Origin of the sequence: Vibrio sp. J2-3(2022), from assembly GCF_021725735.1 — a bacterium.
In the GTDB taxonomy this organism is placed as follows: Bacteria; Pseudomonadota; Gammaproteobacteria; order Enterobacterales; family Vibrionaceae; genus Vibrio; species Vibrio diabolicus.
Map to the genome: position 1 here is coordinate 54469 of NZ_JAKKCK010000005.1, position 17597 is coordinate 72065.

Annotated in this window: 13 protein-coding genes; 12 read left to right on the forward strand and 1 reads right to left on the reverse strand. The window is 46.1% G+C overall.

What is annotated here, in order from left to right; all coding sequences use genetic code 11:
- The first annotated feature begins 110 nt into the window (after positions 1-110).
- From lepA to acpS, 7 genes are all read left to right on the forward strand, one after another.
- On the forward strand, positions 111-1904 hold the full coding sequence (lepA, locus tag L3V27_RS17515) for a translation elongation factor 4 (protein WP_005393909.1): 1794 nt from the start codon (positions 111-113) through the stop codon (positions 1902-1904).
- Positions 1905-2008: 104 nt separating this feature from the next.
- Positions 2009-2908, forward strand: a complete 900-nt coding sequence (gene lepB / locus L3V27_RS17520; RefSeq protein ID WP_005380933.1) for a signal peptidase I — start codon at positions 2009-2011, stop codon at positions 2906-2908.
- A 20-nt stretch (positions 2909-2928) separates the two neighbouring features.
- Positions 2929-3606: a ribonuclease III gene (gene rnc, locus L3V27_RS17525; RefSeq protein ID WP_005393907.1), complete on the forward strand. Its 678-nt coding sequence runs from the start codon at positions 2929-2931 to the stop codon at positions 3604-3606.
- Positions 3599-4561 carry a GTPase Era gene (gene era / locus L3V27_RS17530; RefSeq protein WP_006743309.1) on the forward strand — a complete coding sequence of 321 codons (963 nt, stop codon included), beginning with the start codon at positions 3599-3601 and terminating at the stop codon, positions 4559-4561. Before rnc ends, era begins: the two co-directional genes overlap by 8 nt.
- Positions 4562-4676: 115 nt before the next feature.
- Positions 4677-5408 (forward strand): DNA repair protein RecO, encoded by a 732-nt coding sequence (recO, locus tag L3V27_RS17535; RefSeq protein WP_006743310.1) that lies wholly within the window; start codon positions 4677-4679, stop codon positions 5406-5408.
- A complete protein-coding gene (gene pdxJ, locus L3V27_RS17540) occupies positions 5405-6136 on the forward strand; it encodes a pyridoxine 5'-phosphate synthase (protein WP_006743311.1) in 732 nt (243 codons plus the stop codon). The genes recO and pdxJ overlap by 4 nt, the downstream gene beginning before the upstream one ends.
- Before the next feature lie 13 nt (positions 6137-6149).
- Positions 6150-6530 (forward strand): holo-ACP synthase, encoded by a 381-nt coding sequence (acpS, locus tag L3V27_RS17545; protein ID WP_012841407.1) that lies wholly within the window; start codon positions 6150-6152, stop codon positions 6528-6530.
- A 69-nt stretch (positions 6531-6599) separates the two neighbouring features.
- Here the strand turns inward: acpS and barA are convergent, their stop codons facing one another.
- On the reverse strand, positions 6600-9398 hold the full coding sequence (gene barA, locus L3V27_RS17550) for a two-component sensor histidine kinase BarA (RefSeq protein ID WP_237312406.1): 2799 nt from the start codon (positions 9396-9398) through the stop codon (positions 6600-6602).
- A gap of 192 nt (positions 9399-9590) precedes the next feature.
- On the opposite strand from barA, the gene rlmD reads away from it, so the two are divergent.
- The 5 genes from rlmD to eno all read left to right on the forward strand — a co-directional run bounded on the left by rlmD (position 9591) and on the right by eno (position 17489).
- Positions 9591-10910 (forward strand): 23S rRNA (uracil(1939)-C(5))-methyltransferase RlmD, encoded by a 1320-nt coding sequence (gene rlmD, locus L3V27_RS17555; RefSeq protein WP_237312408.1) that lies wholly within the window; start codon positions 9591-9593, stop codon positions 10908-10910.
- Positions 10911-11033: 123 nt separating this feature from the next.
- Entirely contained in the window at positions 11034-13253 is a 2220-nt protein-coding gene (gene relA, locus L3V27_RS17560) for a GTP diphosphokinase (protein ID WP_237312410.1), read from the forward strand.
- Between the two features lie 206 nt (positions 13254-13459).
- Positions 13460-14257: a nucleoside triphosphate pyrophosphohydrolase gene (gene mazG, locus L3V27_RS17565; RefSeq protein ID WP_237312412.1), complete on the forward strand. Its 798-nt coding sequence runs from the start codon at positions 13460-13462 to the stop codon at positions 14255-14257.
- A gap of 211 nt (positions 14258-14468) precedes the next feature.
- Positions 14469-16109 carry a CTP synthase gene (locus L3V27_RS17570; protein WP_237312414.1) on the forward strand — a complete coding sequence of 547 codons (1641 nt, stop codon included), beginning with the start codon at positions 14469-14471 and terminating at the stop codon, positions 16107-16109.
- A gap of 78 nt (positions 16110-16187) precedes the next feature.
- Positions 16188-17489: a phosphopyruvate hydratase gene (gene eno, locus L3V27_RS17575; RefSeq protein ID WP_005383785.1), complete on the forward strand. Its 1302-nt coding sequence runs from the start codon at positions 16188-16190 to the stop codon at positions 17487-17489.
- Positions 17490-17597 lie beyond the last annotated feature (108 nt).

Below are 17597 nucleotides of genomic sequence, written 5' to 3' on the forward strand. Positions count from 1 at the left end.
CGTGCGCCCGTTAACGAAATTCGGTAGAATCTGCCAACTTGATTGAAATGCCGTCAGTAGATGGCGTTTCTTACTGTCCCTATTTGTAAAGAGTTAGTCACCCTAAATCTATGAAGCACATTCGTAACTTTTCGATTATCGCCCACATCGACCATGGTAAGTCGACCCTATCAGACCGTCTAATCCAAGTTTGTGGCGGGTTAACCGATCGTGAAATGGCCGCACAGGTTCTGGATTCTATGGATCTTGAACGTGAGCGTGGTATCACCATTAAATCTCAGAGTGTGACGCTAAACTACACCGCTAAAGACGGTGAAACGTATCAGCTGAACTTCATCGATACTCCGGGGCACGTTGACTTTGCATATGAAGTATCACGTTCTCTAGCGGCTTGTGAAGGTGCGTTATTGGTTGTAGATGCGGGTCAAGGTGTTGAGGCTCAAACACTGGCTAACTGTTACACCGCGATCGAAATGGATCTAGAGGTTGTGCCAATCTTGAACAAGATTGACCTACCAGCAGCCGATCCTGAGCGCGTGGCAGAAGAAATTGAAGAAATCGTTGGTATCGATGCAATGGAAGCAACCCGCTGTTCTGCGAAGACAGGCATCGGTGTTGATGACGTTCTAGAGAACATTGTGTCAGCGATTCCAGCACCGGAAGGTGATCCAGATGCGCCACTACAAGCGCTGATCATTGACTCATGGTTTGATAACTACCTTGGCGTTGTTTCTCTAGTACGTATTAAAAACGGCGAACTGAAGAAGAACGACAAGATCAAAGTGATGAGCACGGGTCAAGTTTGGGGTGTAGACCGTCTTGGTATTTTTACACCAAAACAAGTAGATACCGACATCCTTCGTACTGGTGAAGTAGGTTGGGTGGTTTGTGGTATTAAAGACATCCTTGGTGCACCAGTTGGTGATACGCTGACTATGGCTAAGAATGGCTGTGAAAAACCGCTACCAGGTTTTAAGAAAGTAAAACCTCAGGTTTACGCAGGTCTGTTCCCGGTATCTTCTGACGATTACGAGAACTTCCGTGATGCGCTGGGCAAATTAAGCCTAAACGACGCATCGCTATTCTACGAGCCAGAAAACTCCGCGGCACTTGGCTTTGGTTTCCGTTGTGGTTTCCTTGGCATGCTGCACATGGAAATCATCCAAGAGCGTCTAGAGCGTGAATACGACTTAGATCTCATCACCACGGCGCCAACCGTAGTTTACGAAGTTGAAAAAACGGATGGTGAACTGCTGTACGTTGATAGTCCTGCCAAACTACCAGCGATCAATGATATTGAAGAAATTCGTGAACCGATCGCTCGTTGTAATATCCTGGTACCTTCAGAGTATCTAGGTAACGTCATCACGCTGTGTGTTGAAAAGCGTGGTACTCAGGTCGATATGGTTTACCACGGTAACCAAGTCGCCGTGACTTACGATATTCCAATGGCCGAAGTGGTGCTGGATTTCTTCGACCGTCTGAAATCGACCTCTCGTGGTTATGCGTCTTTGGATTACAACTTCCAGCGCTTTGAAGCGTCGAACATGGTGCGTGTAGACGTTCTTCTGAACGGTGACACCGTTGATGCATTGGCGATGATCACACACAAAGACCAGTCTCAGACTCGCGGTCGTCAGCTGGTAGAGAAGATGAAAGAATTTATCCCTCGCCAAATGTTTGATATCGCAATCCAAGCAGCGATTGGTAACCACATTATCGCACGTTCAACTGTAAAACAGCTGCGTAAGAACGTAATCGCGAAATGTTACGGCGGTGACGTAAGTCGTAAGAAGAAACTTCTGAAGAAACAGAAAGAAGGTAAGAAGCGCATGAAGCAGATCGGTAACGTTGAGCTGCCTCAAGAAGCGTTCCTAGCCATCCTTCACGTAGGTAAAGACTAAAGTTGAACTTTGTCTCACACTTGTCGGTCTTAAGACGTTAGATATTAAAATAAGTGAAAGGGTTTCGGCTCTTTCACTTTCGTATTTTTAGATAAGGGAATTTAATGGCGAATACATTCTCACTGATGTTGGTTATTGCGACTTTGGTAACTGGCGTAGTTTGGCTACTGGAAAAGCTGGTTTTCGCGAAAAAGCGTCAGGAAAAACTGGCTGAGATTCAAGCTCAGACGTCTAATGGTTTGGATGCAGTGACCTTGCAAAAAGTTGAGCGTCAGCCTTGGTGGGTTGAAAATAGCGTCTCAATTTTTCCTGTGATTGCGTTCGTTTTAGTATTACGTTCTTTTATCTACGAACCATTTCAAATCCCATCAGGCTCAATGATGCCGACTTTGTTGGTGGGTGACTTTATCTTGGTAGAAAAATACGCCTATGGCTTGAAAGATCCGGTATGGCGCACGCAGTTAGTTGAAACAGGTAAACCTGAGCGTGGTGATATCGTGGTATTCAAATACCCGCCACAACCAAGTGTGGATTACATTAAGCGTGTTGTTGGTTTGCCTGGTGATATAGTGCGTTATTCAAGTGATAAGCAGCTTTGCGTGCAAAGCCAAGGTGAATCGGCGTGTAAACCAGTTAAACTGAGCAATGTTGAAGAAAGTCAGTTTAGCTCGAACGGTATTCCAATGATCCAACTGGATGAAAAATTGGGTAACGTGGAGCACAATATTTTGGTTAACCCTCTTGTTCGTAACCGTGTGGAGCAATACTTCCCACGTAGCGGCACGACAGAGTGGGTTGTACCACAAGGTCAGTACTTTGTGATGGGTGATAACCGTGACAACAGTGCTGACAGCCGTTACTGGGGCTTCGTTCCTGAAGCAAACTTAGTCGGCAAAGCTGTCGCCATTTGGATCAGCTTCGAGTTTGATCGTGGCGCAGATAGCGTTCTACCTTCATGGATTCCAACTGGTGTGCGTTTTAACCGCATCGGTGGTATTCACTAACCATTTTATATCGAGAGAGTATGAATTCTCCAATTGATAAACTAGAGAGAAAGCTCGGCTACCAGTTTCAAGATGCCGGGCTTATCAACTTGGCGCTGACTCACCGCAGCGCCAACAGTAAGCATAATGAACGTCTTGAGTTTCTGGGCGATTCAATTTTAAGTTTTGTCATCGCTGATGATCTGTACCATCGTTTCCCGAAAGTGAACGAGGGTGACATGAGCCGTATGCGTGCTACTTTGGTTCGTGGACATACATTGGCGGAACTGGGTCGTGAATTCGATCTAGGAGATTATTTAAAATTAGGTCCAGGTGAATTGAAGAGTGGCGGTTTCCGCCGAGACTCTATTTTAGCCGATGCGGTTGAAGCCATTATTGGCGCAATTTACCTAGACAGCGATCTTGAAGTCGTGCGAGGCATTGTACTGAGTTGGTACAACTCACGCCTTGAAGCCATTAAACCTGGCGTCTCACAAAAAGATCCGAAAACTCGCCTACAAGAGTTCCTACAAGGCAGAAGAAAACCGCTGCCTGTGTACACAGTGACTAATATTAAAGGTGAAGCGCACAACCAAGAGTTTACGGTTGAGTGTGAAGTAGCAGGTGTGGACAAGCCTGTAATCGGGAAAGGCACCAGCCGCCGCAAGGCAGAACAAGCGGCCGCTGAAACAGCACTTGAGCAATTAACAAATGGCTGATAACGAATTTGATATCGATGCGTTTTTCGCATCACAAGGTGAGCCAAGCTCGCCAGAAAACCAGCATTGTGGCTTCATTGCCATAGTTGGTCGCCCAAACGTAGGTAAGTCGACACTTCTGAACAAAATCTTGGGTCAGAAGATTTCGATCACCTCACGTAAGCCGCAAACAACACGCCACCGCATTATGGGTGTGGACACAGACGGCGATTACCAAGCGATTTACGTTGACACGCCAGGACTTCACATCGAAGAAAAGCGTGCGATTAACCGCCTGATGAACCGTGCGGCTAACTCATCTCTAAGTGATGTAAACCTAGTGTTCTTCTTAGTCGATGGTACGCATTGGACCAAAGACGATGAGATGGTGCTAACTAAGCTTCAAAAATCGAACTTCCCAGTTGTGCTTTGTGTCAATAAAGTCGACAACGTGCAAGATCGTAACGAAGTTATGCTACACATGGCTGAGATGTCTAAGAAGATGGACTTCGTGGACGTTGTGCCAATTTCTGCGAAGCAAGGGAAGAACATTGATGTACTGCGTAAGCACGTTCGTAATCACTTACCTAAAGCAACGCACCACTTCCCAGAAGAATACGTGACTGATCGCTCCCAGCGTTTTATGGCATCTGAAATTGTGCGTGAAAAGTTAATGCGTTTCACGGGTGAAGAATTGCCATACTCGGTAACGGTCGAGATTGAACGTTTTGATTACAACCCAGAAACCGACGGTTTCCATATCAATGCCTTGATTCTTGTGGAGCGTAATGGCCAGAAGAAAATGGTGATTGGTAAAGGTGGCGAGAAGATCAAAACCATTGGTCGTGAAGCGCGTTTAGATATGGAAGAGTTGTTCGGTCGTAAGGTTTACCTAGAAACCTGGGTAAAAGTGAAATCTGGCTGGGCAGACGATGAACGAGCACTGCGCTCGTTGGGCTATATCGACGACTTATAATCTTGGCTGCGAAGATGCTTCGCTCCAACATCGATGAAAAATTAGTATCGATTAAAATAAGGAGCCGCTCGGCTCCTTATTTTTTATTTCACACTTTTTAGGCACAATGACTTAGATGAGTAATCTGTCTTCCGAAGGTTTACAGCGCTGTTTTGTTTTACATCGCCGCCCTTACAGTGAATCGAGCTTAATCCTTGATGTATTTAGTGAGGAATATGGCCGAATGACTTTAATGGCCAAAGGCGCGCGCAGTAAGCGTTCGAACTTAAAAGGCGCATTGCAACCTTTTACTCCGCTGTTACTTAAATGGTCGGGGAAAGGTTCGATGAAGACTTTGCGTCAAGCTGAGCCGATAAGCCTAGGCTTACCGCTAACGGGCATTAATCTCTACTCTGCCATGTACGTCAATGAACTGATTGGCCGTATCTTGATGGCTGAAGTGCCGATGCCAGCGCTATTTCATGATTATTTGCATGCGTTAACAGAGTTGGCACACAACGAGAACCCTGAGCCAGCACTGCGTCGTTTTGAGTTAGCATTGCTCTCTTCTATGGGGTATGGCGTGGATTTCTTGCACTGTGCAGGTACTGGCGAGCCCGTCGACCCAGAGATGACGTATCGTTACCGGGAACAAAAAGGCTTCATAGCTTCGGTTAGGCGCGATAACCTTACGTTTTTAGGGAATGAGCTGATTGCTATCAGTGAGCGGCGGTTCGTCACTAAAGAGCAGCTAAAAGCGGCAAAACGCTTTACACGTATAGCCTTAAAGCCGTATCTTGGCGGCAAACCTTTAAAAAGTCGTGAATTTTTCATTCAGACCCCCAGAGCACGGAGTAACGGAAAATGAGCTCAATTTATTTAGGCGTCAATATCGACCATATTGCCACTCTACGCAATGCACGTGGTACAAAATACCCGGATCCTGTTCACGCTGCAGAAATTGCTGAGCGTGCAGGCGCGGATGGTATCACAATTCACTTACGTGAAGACCGTCGCCATATTTTGGATCGTGATGTACGTATTCTGCGTGAAACCATTCAAACGCGTATGAATCTAGAGATGGCAGTGACAGACGAAATGGTTGAGATTGCGCTGCAAACTCAACCAGAGTTTGTGTGCTTAGTGCCTGAAAAACGTGAAGAACTGACGACGGAAGGTGGCTTGGACGTTGTGGGGCAGCTTGAAAAAATTAAAGCTGCGACGAAAAAGCTGACAGATGCAGGCATTAAAGTTTCACTCTTTATTGATGCTGACCGTCAACAGATTGAAGCTGCGAAAAAGTGTGGTGCTCCGTTTATTGAGCTACACACGGGTCATTATGCTGATGCGACGACAGAAGACGAACAACAAGCTGAACTGAAGAAGATTGCCGCTGGTGCGAGTTATGCTCATGACCTAGGTATTATTGTTAATGCCGGGCATGGCCTGACTTATCACAATGTCGCGCCAATTGCTGCATTACCAGAAATTTACGAACTCAACATTGGTCACTCAATCATTGGTCGCGCGGTATTTGATGGTTTGAATAAAGCGGTTGCGGACATGAAAGCACTGATGATTGAGGCACGCCAGTAATAGGGCTATCTAGATGGCGATTATAGGGTTAGGGACCGACATTGCAGAAATTGAGCGTATTGAAAAAGCGTTAGCTCGTAGTGGTGAGCCTTTTGCTCAGCGTATTCTTTCAGAAGAAGAAATGGCTAAATTTTCACAGCTTAAGCTGCAAGGCCGTTATCTTGCTAAGCGCTTTGCGGTCAAAGAAGCGGCCTCAAAAGCATTGGGGACAGGGATCGCAAAAGGGGTCACGTTTCACGATTTTTCCATCTCTAACGATGCGCTTGGAAAGCCAGTGCTCGCATTGACGGGCACAGCAAAGCAAATAGCGGATGCGATGGGCGTTAACCACATTCACCTGTCCATTTCCGATGAGCGTCATTACGCTGTGGCGACGGTCATTTTTGAATCCTAGCTTGTAAGTCTTAAACAAAATACTAAAAAGCCAGAGCAGATGCTCTGGCTTTCTTGTCTCTCGAGCAGATTACTGTTCAAGGTATAATTTTGCAGTCGTTGTGACTTTAATCATTTCATCTTGCAGCTCGAACATTTCAGGCTCAACCTCCTCAAGACTGATCCCTGAGCGCAGTGCTTGCTCAAGCGTCGCACAGAGTGATTTCAGCCTAGGCACTCCGCAATATGAGCTACTGCCGTGCAGCTTATGGATGACATGAATTAGGTCATCACGGGAGATATCTTCTTGCTCCAGAGCTTGGTCAACGACTGCTTCTACTTCAGGGATGAACTCAATCAACATGCGCAGCATGTCTTTGGCTAGATCCTCTTTATTCGCGCTCTGTTTTAAGGCAGCTTGCCAATCAATAATCACATCCTGCTGAGGCGAAGAAACGGATTGTGGTGCGCTCCCTTCAGGCTCATCAACGTATGAAGGGGCGACTTTGCCAATGCTCTCAGTACAAGCATTTGGGTTCCAGTGAACCAAAACCTGTTGTAGCACATGCTCTTCAATAGGTTTGGTTAAGTAATCATCCATTCCAGCCGAGAGCAAGCGGTCTCTTTCTCCCGCCATGGCATGCGCCGTTACCGCAATCACTGGCGTATCTTTGTTTAACTCCAACTCTTTAATGTGCTGACAAGCGGTCACACCATCCATTTGCGGCATTTGGATATCCATGAAGATTAAGTCGTACTTTTTCTCCGTCGCCAGGTTCACCGCTTGCTGGCCATTGCTACAGGCGGTGACGGTTTCTACTCGTTCGCGGAGCAGAGCGGAAATCAGCTTCAAGTTCGCTGGGTTATCATCCACCGCTAACACCGTCAGAGGTAAACGCTCCCCTTCGCTTGACGTAATTGGAGCACTCAATGTTGGTGGTGATTCGACATGTTCGCTAATTAGGCTTTGTAGCAGTTTACGGCGAGACAACGGCTTCGTCAGGCATTGGACGTGATGCTCTGTCATAATTTGGTCGGCAAGTGCCAGTTCGGTACTCGGCGTCCCTAGGATCACACTCGGAGCCATGCGTTTCGCTTGTTCTATCCAAGGTGTAATGACGTCTGCATCATGCGTTTGATTTGCCGCTAAATTCAGTAATACATAGTCATATTGTTCTTCGTTTTTCGGTAGCGAAGAGCGGTAGGTTACTAAGATACCTTCTTGACTTAGAATCTGTTGGGTTACGGATGCGGCTTGCATGTTTGGTTCAATCAATAGCAACTGTTTGCCAGTCAGAAGTTCCACTTCAATCAGTTCGCTCATCGGCATTTCGGTTGAGTGCAAGCGCACCGTAAACCAGAACGTCGAACCTTGGTGTAGGCGGCTGGTTAAGCTGATCTCGCCACCCATCTGGCTTACCAATTTCTGCGTGATAACCAAACCTAACCCAGTGCCGCCGTAGCGACGTGAAATGCTGGCATCCGCTTGGCTAAATGCTTGGAATAATTGCGCTTGCTGACGTTCAGAAATACCAATGCCGGTATCACGCACCATGAATTGCAGTTCGACGGAGTCCCCTGATTGAGAGCGCATTTCAACGCTAACATCAATGTTGCCTCGCTCGGTAAACTTGATTGAGTTACCGACTAAGTTCGTCAAAATTTGCTGGATACGTAGTGGGTCCCCAACTAAACCCGGTGGAATTTTAGGGTCCACTTTTAGGGTGATTTCTAACCCTTTCTCATGTGCACTTGTGGCTTGTAGGTTAATCACTTCTTCTAAACTTTCTCGGAAATCAAACGGAATGTTTTCCAGCGCCAGCTTACCCGCCTCAAGTTTCGAGAAGTCGAGAATGTCATTGATGATGTTCAGTAGATTGTTCGCCGATTTCTCAATCGTCTGTAGGTAATCAGTTTGGCTGTTAGAAAGCTGCGTTTTAAGCATTTGACGAGTAAAGCCAATAACCCCATTGAGCGGAGTACGCAGTTCGTGCGACATGTTCGCCAAGAACTCAGATTTAACCCTGGCCGCTTCTTGCGCACGTTTCTTCGCGATATCTAACTCAACGTTCTGAATCTCTAGCTGCTCAAGCGTTTCACGCAAGTCTGATGTAGCTTGGTCTATACTGTGCTGCATCTCCACGTGATATTCCGATAGAGATACCGCCATGGCGTTAATACCGTTTTTCAGTTGGTCTAACTCACCATGCATTTTACCTTCGATACGCACGTCTAGGTGACCACGGCGGATGCGGTCAACGACATTCTTCATGTGGGTGATAGGCTGGGTAACATCGTGCATCAGACGTGAAGCAAACACACTTGCCAAGCCAAGACCGAGTATAAGAACTAAAAAAGCAGAGAAAACTTCTTGATACTGTTGCAGCCTTAAAGAGGAGAGATCTAACTCAACGGCAATATAACCAATTGCTTTGGTTCCTTGGCTTTCGTTCGACAGCTCAGCTAAATAGTGACCCTCGGACAAAATAGGTACGCGCAATATCAGTGAGTTTTCGTAGATTTCCGAATTGCCCAGTTGCGGGATCGGTTTATCTTTGGGGAACATCAAGGCTTCGAAATTAGGGTGAAAGTTAGATGTCACGAAGAGCTCATGATGTTCATCAAACACCGCGATACTACGAACCAGTTTAGAGTTTTTGCGATGGGCGTAGCTTATCAAGCGACGTACCGCCTCTCGGCTTTCTGATAGTAGATGAGTTTCACTGGCAATTGCTAACGGCTCAATGATGCTGTTACCAGTGGTGATAACTTGTTTCTCAAGGTCTTGGTAGCGATTAAATGAGAAAAAACCGCTCAGTAATAAACCAATGATGAGAGTGGGAGCGAGAGTCAGTGTAATTACACGTGCTCGTAAGCCATATCTGGTCATGTTATCTAATTACATCGGAGTCTGGATATGGGAAAATAACGCATTATTTCTCAAGCGCACGATAAGGCGTTGAGCAAAGAAGTGACGTCACCTAATAAACGGTAAGCATAATCAAGTCACTCGAATCACACAACGGCTGCAATCAAGAATAGTGAAGCCGAAGAGCAATTAGACATAAATCAGGCATAGAGCATGGCACGCATCTTTCAACCGAAAAAGAAAACCCAACTCAATACTCGTCATCAAGCGGTGCAAGTGGAGCGTTTAGATCACCACGGCGCAGGTATTGCTTACCTAAAGAAAAAACCGCTGTTTATTGATGGCGCATTGCCGGGAGAAGAAGTCGTCACACAATTAGTGGAAGAAAAAAGTAAATTTGCTCGCGGTAAACTGATTAAGATTCTCAAGCCGAGTGACACTCGCGTGGAGCCATTTTGTCCGCATTACCACGAGTGTGGCGGCTGTGATTTGCAACATCTAGATTATGACCAACAATTGACGTACAAACAGCAAACACTGCGTCAGCTGATGCGAAAATTTTCAGGCAATGATATCGAGCTTGATGCGCCATTATTAGGGGATTCACTGGCCTATCGTCGTCGTGCGCGAGTGAGCTTATTTGTCGATAAAAAAACACGTCAGCTACATTTTGGTTTCCGTAAAAAGCAGAGTAAGCAAATCGCGCAAGTGACTGACTGCCCAGTGCTGGCGCCGGAACTGAACGTTCTGCTTCCAGAGGTTTATTCAGCACTAAATGCGTTTAAAAAGCCGGAGCAATTGGGCCATGTAGAGCTGGTACTTGGTGATAATGGGCCGTGTATTACGTTGCGTCACTTGAGTGCTCTGACAGCGAGTGAAACTCAATCTCTAATGGAGCTGGCAAAACGTCGTAATGCATCGCTGTACTTAATGCCAGCAACAGATCAGCTAAACCTTGTTGAAGGTGATATGCCTTTTTATCAAGAGGTTGGCGTGAAAATTCCTTTTGCGCCAAATAATTTCATTCAAGTGAACCAAGCCGTAAATCAACAAATGGTCAAGCAAGCGGTTGAGTGGTTAGACCCGCAAAAGAGTGACAGAGTGTTAGATTTGTTCTGCGGCGTAGGCAACTTCAGTTTACCGATTGCGAAGTTAGCTAAGCACGTGGTTGGTGTCGAGGGTGTTGCAGAGATGGTCGAAAAAGCCACAAATAATGCATCCTTGAACCAAATCAATAATGCTCAATTTTATCACGCTAACCTTGAGCAAGATTTTGAAGGGCAGGTCTGGGCGGCTGAACGGTTTGATAAAGTGCTGTTAGACCCAGCACGCGCGGGGGCGAGTGGGATCATCGATCAAGTTTCTGAGCTTGGCGCACAGCGTGTAGTTTATGTTTCTTGTAATCCTGCTACCCTTGCTAGGGACAGCCAAAGCTTGATGGAGCAAGGCTATAAATTAACTAAATTAGGTATGCTGGACATGTTCCCTCATACCAGTCATCTAGAATCGATGGCATTGTTTGAAAAGTCCTAACTTTAGGATTTTGGCCCCTTATTTGTGGTGGGTGGTCATAAAGCCAGCGTTTACGCGCAGGTAAAAGAACTAACCTGGACGGTGTTAGTCAAACCACACGAATATAATAATTAGGATGATGAGATGGTTGCGGTAAGAAGCGCGCATTTAAACCAAGATGAACAGTTTGAACTCGAAAACTGGGTGGCTAGCCTGGGACAAGAGAAAAACACAGCCTCACGCTTAATCGAAGTATATCGAGATTGCCAGACGGTATTAGCCGATAACGAGCAAGCGGAACTGTTGTTGTGGCGTGGACGAGAAATGATCGAAATTTTGATCACCTTGTCTATGGATCAGGCCACCTTAGTGGCTGCACAACTGTTTCCTTTGGTTTCAAGTGGTGCTTTTAACAGAGAAATTCTGGAAGAGAAATACAGCAAAGAAATCATAAAATTAATTGATGGCGTTGAAGAGATGGCGGCTATTGGCCAACTCAATGTCAACATGGAAGGCAGTGCGGCGTCATCTCAGGTAGATAACGTACGCCGCATGCTGCTTGCCATGGTGGATGACTTCCGCTGCGTGGTTATCAAGCTCGCGGAACGAATTTGTAATCTTATTGAAGTTAAAAAAGCGCCTGATGAGGTGCGACGTGCGGCGGCAAAAGAGTGTGCCAACATCTATGCGCCGCTAGCAAACCGATTAGGCATCGGTCAGCTTAAATGGGAAATTGAAGATTACGCTTTCCGCTACCAACAACCGGAAACTTACAAACAAATTGCCAAGCAGCTTTCTGAGCGACGCATCGTTCGTGAACAGTACATCAAAGACTTTGTTGAAGACCTCACGCACGAAATGGAAGTGTCAGGTATTAACGCCGAAGTGAGTGGTCGACCTAAGCACATCTACAGCATTTGGCGAAAAATGCAGAAGAAGAGTTTGGCATTCGATGAGCTGTTTGATGTTCGAGCAGTACGTATCATCGCAGACAAACTGCAAGACTGTTACGCGGCTTTGGGCGTAGTTCACACCAAATACAAGCACCTACCGAGCGAGTTTGATGACTACGTTGCTAACCCTAAACCAAACGGTTATCAATCGATCCACACCGTAATTCTAGGGCCAGAAGGCAAAACCATCGAAATCCAGATTCGTACCAAGCAAATGCATGAAGAGTCGGAGCTGGGTGTTGCAGCGCACTGGAAATATAAAGAAGGGGCAAGCAGCCGAAGCGGTTATGATGAGAAGATCACGTGGCTGCGTAAGCTACTGGATTGGCAAGAAGAAATGTCAGATTCTGGCGAAATGCTTGATGAGCTACGTAGCCAAGTCTTTGATGACCGCGTCTATGCGTTTACGCCTCGTGGCGATGTTGTCGATTTACCTATGGGGGCAACGCCGCTAGATTTTGCCTACCATATTCACTCCGAAGTGGGACACCGTTGTATTGGCGCCAAAGTCGGAGGCCGCATAGTACCGTTTACTCATAAACTACATATGGGTGATCAGGTTGAGATTATCACTCAGAAAGAGCCTAACCCATCGCGAGACTGGTTAAACCCATCATTAGGCTTCGTTCATTCTGGCCGCGCGCGTGCCAAAATTAACGCCTGGTTCCGAAAGCAAAGCCGTGAGAAGAACCTCGAAGCGGGTCGTGAAATTCTTGAACATGAGTTAGCAAAAATTGGCGCAACGTTAAAAGATGCTGAGCATTACGCTCTCAAACGGTTTAACGTCAAAACACCAGATGAGCTTTACGTTGGTGTTGGTAGCGGTGATTTGCGTATCAACCAAATCATTAACCATATTAATGCGCTCGTTAACAAGCCAACGGCAGAAGAAGAAGACCAGCAAGCACTGGAAAAACTGCAAGAAGCAGAGCACAAATCACCAGCGCAAAGCCGACCGAAAAAAGACGCCGTCGTGGTAGAAGGTGTCGATAATCTAATGACGCACCTAGCGCGTTGCTGTCAGCCGATTCCAGGTGATGATATCTGTGGTTACATCACGCAAGGTCGCGGGATTTCAGTACACCGCAGTGACTGTGAGCAGTTAGAAGAACTGCGCCATCACGCGCCAGAGCGTATCATCGATACTGTCTGGGGCAGCGGCTTCGTCGGGTCATACATCCTCACCGTCCGTGTTGAAGCGATGGAGCGAGGTGGTCTACTCAAAGACATTACGACACTGTTCGCCAACGAAAAGATCAAAGTGACCAGTATGAAGAACCGAGTCGATTACAGACGTCAACTCGCCATCATGGACTTTGATCTAGAAGTCACTAATATTGACGTGCTTTCTCGTGTTTCGAAGCGCGTTGAGCAGATTAAGGATGTCATGACGGTGAAACGCCTCGGCTAATTTTTGCGTCACATTTGGCTTTTTATCTGCGTTAGCTGCACTTATTCGCTCCATCACATGGTGAACCATGCTCAGGAGTCTCATAAGTTTGCTGCCTTGCTAAAAGAGCCAACTGTTTAGTAAAAACCGACCAATGAAATAACTTAAGGTGAGTGGTTTTGGCTGCTCACCTTTTTCTTTAGTAGAAAGGTTTAAAGGAACAAAAAATGAGTCATCCAATTGAACAGTTAGAACAAATCATGGCGAAGTTGCGTGACCCAGAAAACGGTTGCCCTTGGGACTTAAAACAAACCTTTGACACCATCGTTCCGCACACCATCGAAGAAACTTACGAAGTGGTGGACGCGATTCAAAACCGTGATTGGCCGAACTTACAAGAAGAGTTGGGTGATTTGTTGTTTCAGGTGATTTTTTACAGTCAGCTAGCGAAAGAGCAAGAGCTGTTCGAATTTTCGGATGTTGTCGAAACTGTGAATGAAAAACTGACTCGTCGCCATCCGCATGTTTTTTCAGATGTTGAGTTTGAATCGGACGAGGAAATCAACGCCAACTGGGAAGCCGAAAAAGCAAAAGAAAAAGCGCAGGTGGGCAAAGCGGAAGAAAGTATCCTAGACTCAATACCAAACTCTTTGCCAGCACTTTCTCGTGCTACAAAGATACAGAAAAAATGTGCGAAATATGGATTTGACTGGGACTCTCTTGGCCCGGTCGTCGATAAGGTGCGAGAAGAAATTGATGAAGTCATGGAAGAAGCGCTACAAGTCCAGCCTGATGAAGAAAAAGTGGAGTTGGAACTTGGTGATTTGCTATTTGCGACCGTCAATTTGGCACGCCATCTTGATAAAAATCCAGAAGTCGCACTAGGTAAAGCAAACTTAAAGTTTGCGAGACGTTTTAAGCAAGTTGAAGTAAAGGTCCAGCAGTCAGGCAAAGCGCTTACAGATTGTTCTTTATCAGAGCTCGACGATTTCTGGGATGAAGTAAAGCGAGAAGAGTCGAGATAGGGGGAAATAAGCGGAATATACAATATGAGGCCAGTTTGCCTCTTAACACGAAAACGGACTTTGGTTTGTCTTTGCTCACTTTGATTTGAAGCAAAAAATAAAAAATTACGGTGTGATAGATTTCACGTTGTGGCGGTAAGGAGCTTCTGGTATATTTATCTCCCGTCCAGAAGCACTCCATTTCCCTCATTCAACCAATTTCAGGTTAAACATGACGACAAATTACATTTTTGTTACTGGCGGGGTTGTATCCTCTCTAGGTAAAGGTATTGCAGCAGCATCTCTTGCGGCTATTCTAGAAGCTCGTGGTCTTAAAGTGACTATGATGAAGCTTGACCCTTACATCAACGTTGACCCGGGCACAATGAGCCCTACTCAGCACGGTGAAGTGTTCGTTACAGAAGATGGCGCAGAGACTGACCTTGACCTTGGTCACTACGAGCGTTTCATCCGTACCAAGATGACCAAGCGTAACAACTTCACTGCAGGTCGTGTTTATGCCGATGTACTTCGTAAAGAACGTCGTGGTGACTACCTAGGCGCAACTATTCAAGTTATCCCTCACATCACTAACGCGATCAAAGACCGTGTCATTGCTGGCTCTGAAGGCCATGATGTGGCTATCGTTGAAGTTGGCGGTACCGTTGGTGATATCGAATCACTACCATTTATGGAAGCGATTCGTCAGCTAGCCGTTGAACTAGGCCGTGAGCGCGCAATGTTCATGCACCTAACACTTGTTCCTTACCTAGCGGCAGCGGGCGAAGTGAAAACTAAGCCGACTCAACACTCTGTAAAAGAACTTCTATCTATCGGTATTCAGCCAGATATCCTAGTTTGCCGTAGCGACCGCGTTATTCCAGCGAATGAACGTAAGAAAATCGCACTATTCTGTAATGTTCCAGAAAAAGCAGTAATTTCAATGAAGGACGTAGATTCTATCTACAAGATTCCTCAATTGATCAAGTCTCAAGGTCTAGATGATCTTGTGTGTGCTCGCTTTGGCATCACAGCTCCTGAAGCTGACCTTTCTGAGTGGGAACAGGTTATTTACGAAGAAGCAAATCCTACTGGTGAAGTAACCATCGGTATGGTTGGTAAATACACTGAATTGCCAGATGCATACAAGTCTGTGAACGAAGCACTTAAACACGCTGGCTTGAAAAACCGTCTAAGTGTCACAATTAAGTATGTAGACTCACAAGATATCGAAACAAAAGGTGTTGAGCTGCTAGAAGGCTTAGACGCGATCCTAGTACCAGGTGGCTTCGGCGATCGTGGTATTGAAGGCAAGATCCGTGCAGCTCAATACGCACGTGAAAACAATGTGCCTTACCTAGGTATTTGTTTGGGTATGCAAGTTGCACTAATTGAATACGCGCGTAACGTTGCGGGTATGGAAGGTGCACATTCAACAGAATTTAACAAAGAGACTAAGTACCCTGTGGTAGGTTTGATCACAGAGTGGGTAGACGAGTCAGGTAACGTAGAAGAGCGCACTGAAAAGTCTGACCTAGGTGGTACGATGCGTCTTGGTTCACAGCTATGTCACCTAGAGAAAGGTACGAAAGCTCGTGAACTTTACGGTAGCGCGACGATCCATGAACGTCACCGTCACCGTTACGAAGTGAATAATGTGCTTCGTCCGCAAATCGAAAAAGCAGGTCTGAAAGTTTCTGGCCTATCAGCGGACAAGAAGTTAGTGGAAATGATTGAGAACCCAGATCACCCATGGTTTGTAGCGGCTCAGTTCCACCCAGAATTCACATCGACTCCTCGCGATGGCCACCCATTGTTTGCAGGTTTCGTTAAGGCTGCGGGCCAAAACGCACGCGGCGAATTCGAGAAGTAAAAGGATACGGGCGGCGGCGAAGGTTGTGCTGCTGCCCTTTAAAATTGACATTTATATTTGAAACGAGAGGAAACATTAATGTCTAAGATCGTTAAAGTTCTAGGTCGTGAAATCATCGACTCACGTGGTAACCCAACTGTAGAAGCTGAAGTACACCTAGAAGGCGGTTTCGTAGGTATGGCGGCAGCTCCATCTGGCGCATCTACTGGTTCTCGCGAAGCTCTTGAGCTACGTGACGGTGACAAAGCACGTTTCCTAGGTAAAGGTGTTCTTAAAGCAGTTGAAGCTGTAAACGGCCCAATCGCTGAAGCTCTAGTTGGCAAAGACGCTAAAGACCAAGCTGCAATCGACGCAGTAATGATCGAACTAGACGGCACTGAAAACAAATCTAAATTCGGTGCTAACGCTATCCTAGCTGTTTCTCTAGCAAACGCTAAAGCTGCTGCTGCAGCGAAAGGCATGCCTCTATACGAGCACATCGCTGAACTAAACGGTACAGCTGGTCAGTTCTCTATGCCTCTACCAATGATGAACATCATCAACGGTGGTGAGCACGCAGACAACAACGTTGACATCCAAGAGTTCATGATCCAACCAGTTGGCGCTAAGACTCTTAAAGAAGGTCTACGTATCGGTGCTGAAGTATTCCACAACCTAGCTAAAGTTCTTAAGTCTAAAGGCTACAGCACTGCAGTTGGTGACGAAGGTGGTTTCGCTCCTAACCTTAAATCTAACGCTGAAGCTCTAGAAGTTATCGCAGAAGCTGTTGCAGCTGCTGGTTACGAACTAGGTAAAGACGTTACTCTAGCTATGGACTGTGCAGCATCTGAGTTCTTCGACAAAGAAGCTGGCATCTACAACATGAAAGGCGAAGGTAAAACTTTCACTTCTGAAGAGTTCAACCACTACCTAGCTGAGCTAGCTAACCAATTCCCAATCGTTTCTATCGAAGACGGTCTAGACGAGTCTGACTGGGATGGCTTCAAGCACCAAACTGAACTACTAGGTGACAAACTTCAACTAGTAGGTGACGACCTATTCGTTACTAACACTAAGATCCTTGCTGAAGGTATCGAGAAAGGCGTAGCTAACTCTATCCTTATCAAGTTCAACCAAATCGGTTCTCTAACTGAGACTCTAGCTGCAATCAAGATGGCTAAAGACGCAGGTTACACAGCAGTAATCTCTCACCGTTCTGGCGAAACTGAAGATGCAACTATCGCTGACCTAGCGGTAGGTACTGCTGCAGGTCAAATCAAAACTGGTTCTATGAGCCGTTCTGACCGTGTTGCTAAGTACAACCAACTAATCCGTATCGAGGAAGCTCTAGGTGAGCGCGCTCCTTTCAACGGTCTTAAAGAAGTTAAAGGTCAAGCTTAATTCTTAATTGAATAAGTTTAGCTAAATAGCTTTCTAGAAACGCTCCACTTCGGTGGGGCGTTTTTTATTTAAGAGCGATGAGCCGTTCTGGCCGTGTTGCTTGTCATA

Excerpts from the sequence above, each read along its gene's own strand:
- lepA (WP_005393909.1), top strand. The coding sequence starts at position 111 with ATGAAGCACATTCGTAACTTTTCGATTATCGCCCACATCGACCATGGT.
- lepB (WP_005380933.1), top strand. The coding sequence starts at position 2,009 with ATGGCGAATACATTCTCACTGATGTTGGTTATTGCGACTTTGGTAACT.
- rnc (WP_005393907.1), top strand. The coding sequence starts at position 2,929 with ATGAATTCTCCAATTGATAAACTAGAGAGAAAGCTCGGCTACCAGTTT.
- era (WP_006743309.1), top strand. The coding sequence starts at position 3,599 with ATGGCTGATAACGAATTTGATATCGATGCGTTTTTCGCATCACAAGGT.
- recO (WP_006743310.1), top strand. The coding sequence starts at position 4,677 with ATGAGTAATCTGTCTTCCGAAGGTTTACAGCGCTGTTTTGTTTTACAT.
- pdxJ (WP_006743311.1), top strand. The coding sequence starts at position 5,405 with ATGAGCTCAATTTATTTAGGCGTCAATATCGACCATATTGCCACTCTA.
- acpS (WP_012841407.1), top strand. The coding sequence starts at position 6,150 with ATGGCGATTATAGGGTTAGGGACCGACATTGCAGAAATTGAGCGTATT.
- barA (WP_237312406.1), bottom strand. The coding sequence starts at position 9,398 with ATGACCAGATATGGCTTACGAGCACGTGTAATTACACTGACTCTCGCT.
- rlmD (WP_237312408.1), top strand. The coding sequence starts at position 9,591 with ATGGCACGCATCTTTCAACCGAAAAAGAAAACCCAACTCAATACTCGT.
- relA (WP_237312410.1), top strand. The coding sequence starts at position 11,034 with ATGGTTGCGGTAAGAAGCGCGCATTTAAACCAAGATGAACAGTTTGAA.
- mazG (WP_237312412.1), top strand. The coding sequence starts at position 13,460 with ATGAGTCATCCAATTGAACAGTTAGAACAAATCATGGCGAAGTTGCGT.
- L3V27_RS17570 (WP_237312414.1), top strand. The coding sequence starts at position 14,469 with ATGACGACAAATTACATTTTTGTTACTGGCGGGGTTGTATCCTCTCTA.
- eno (WP_005383785.1), top strand. The coding sequence starts at position 16,188 with ATGTCTAAGATCGTTAAAGTTCTAGGTCGTGAAATCATCGACTCACGT.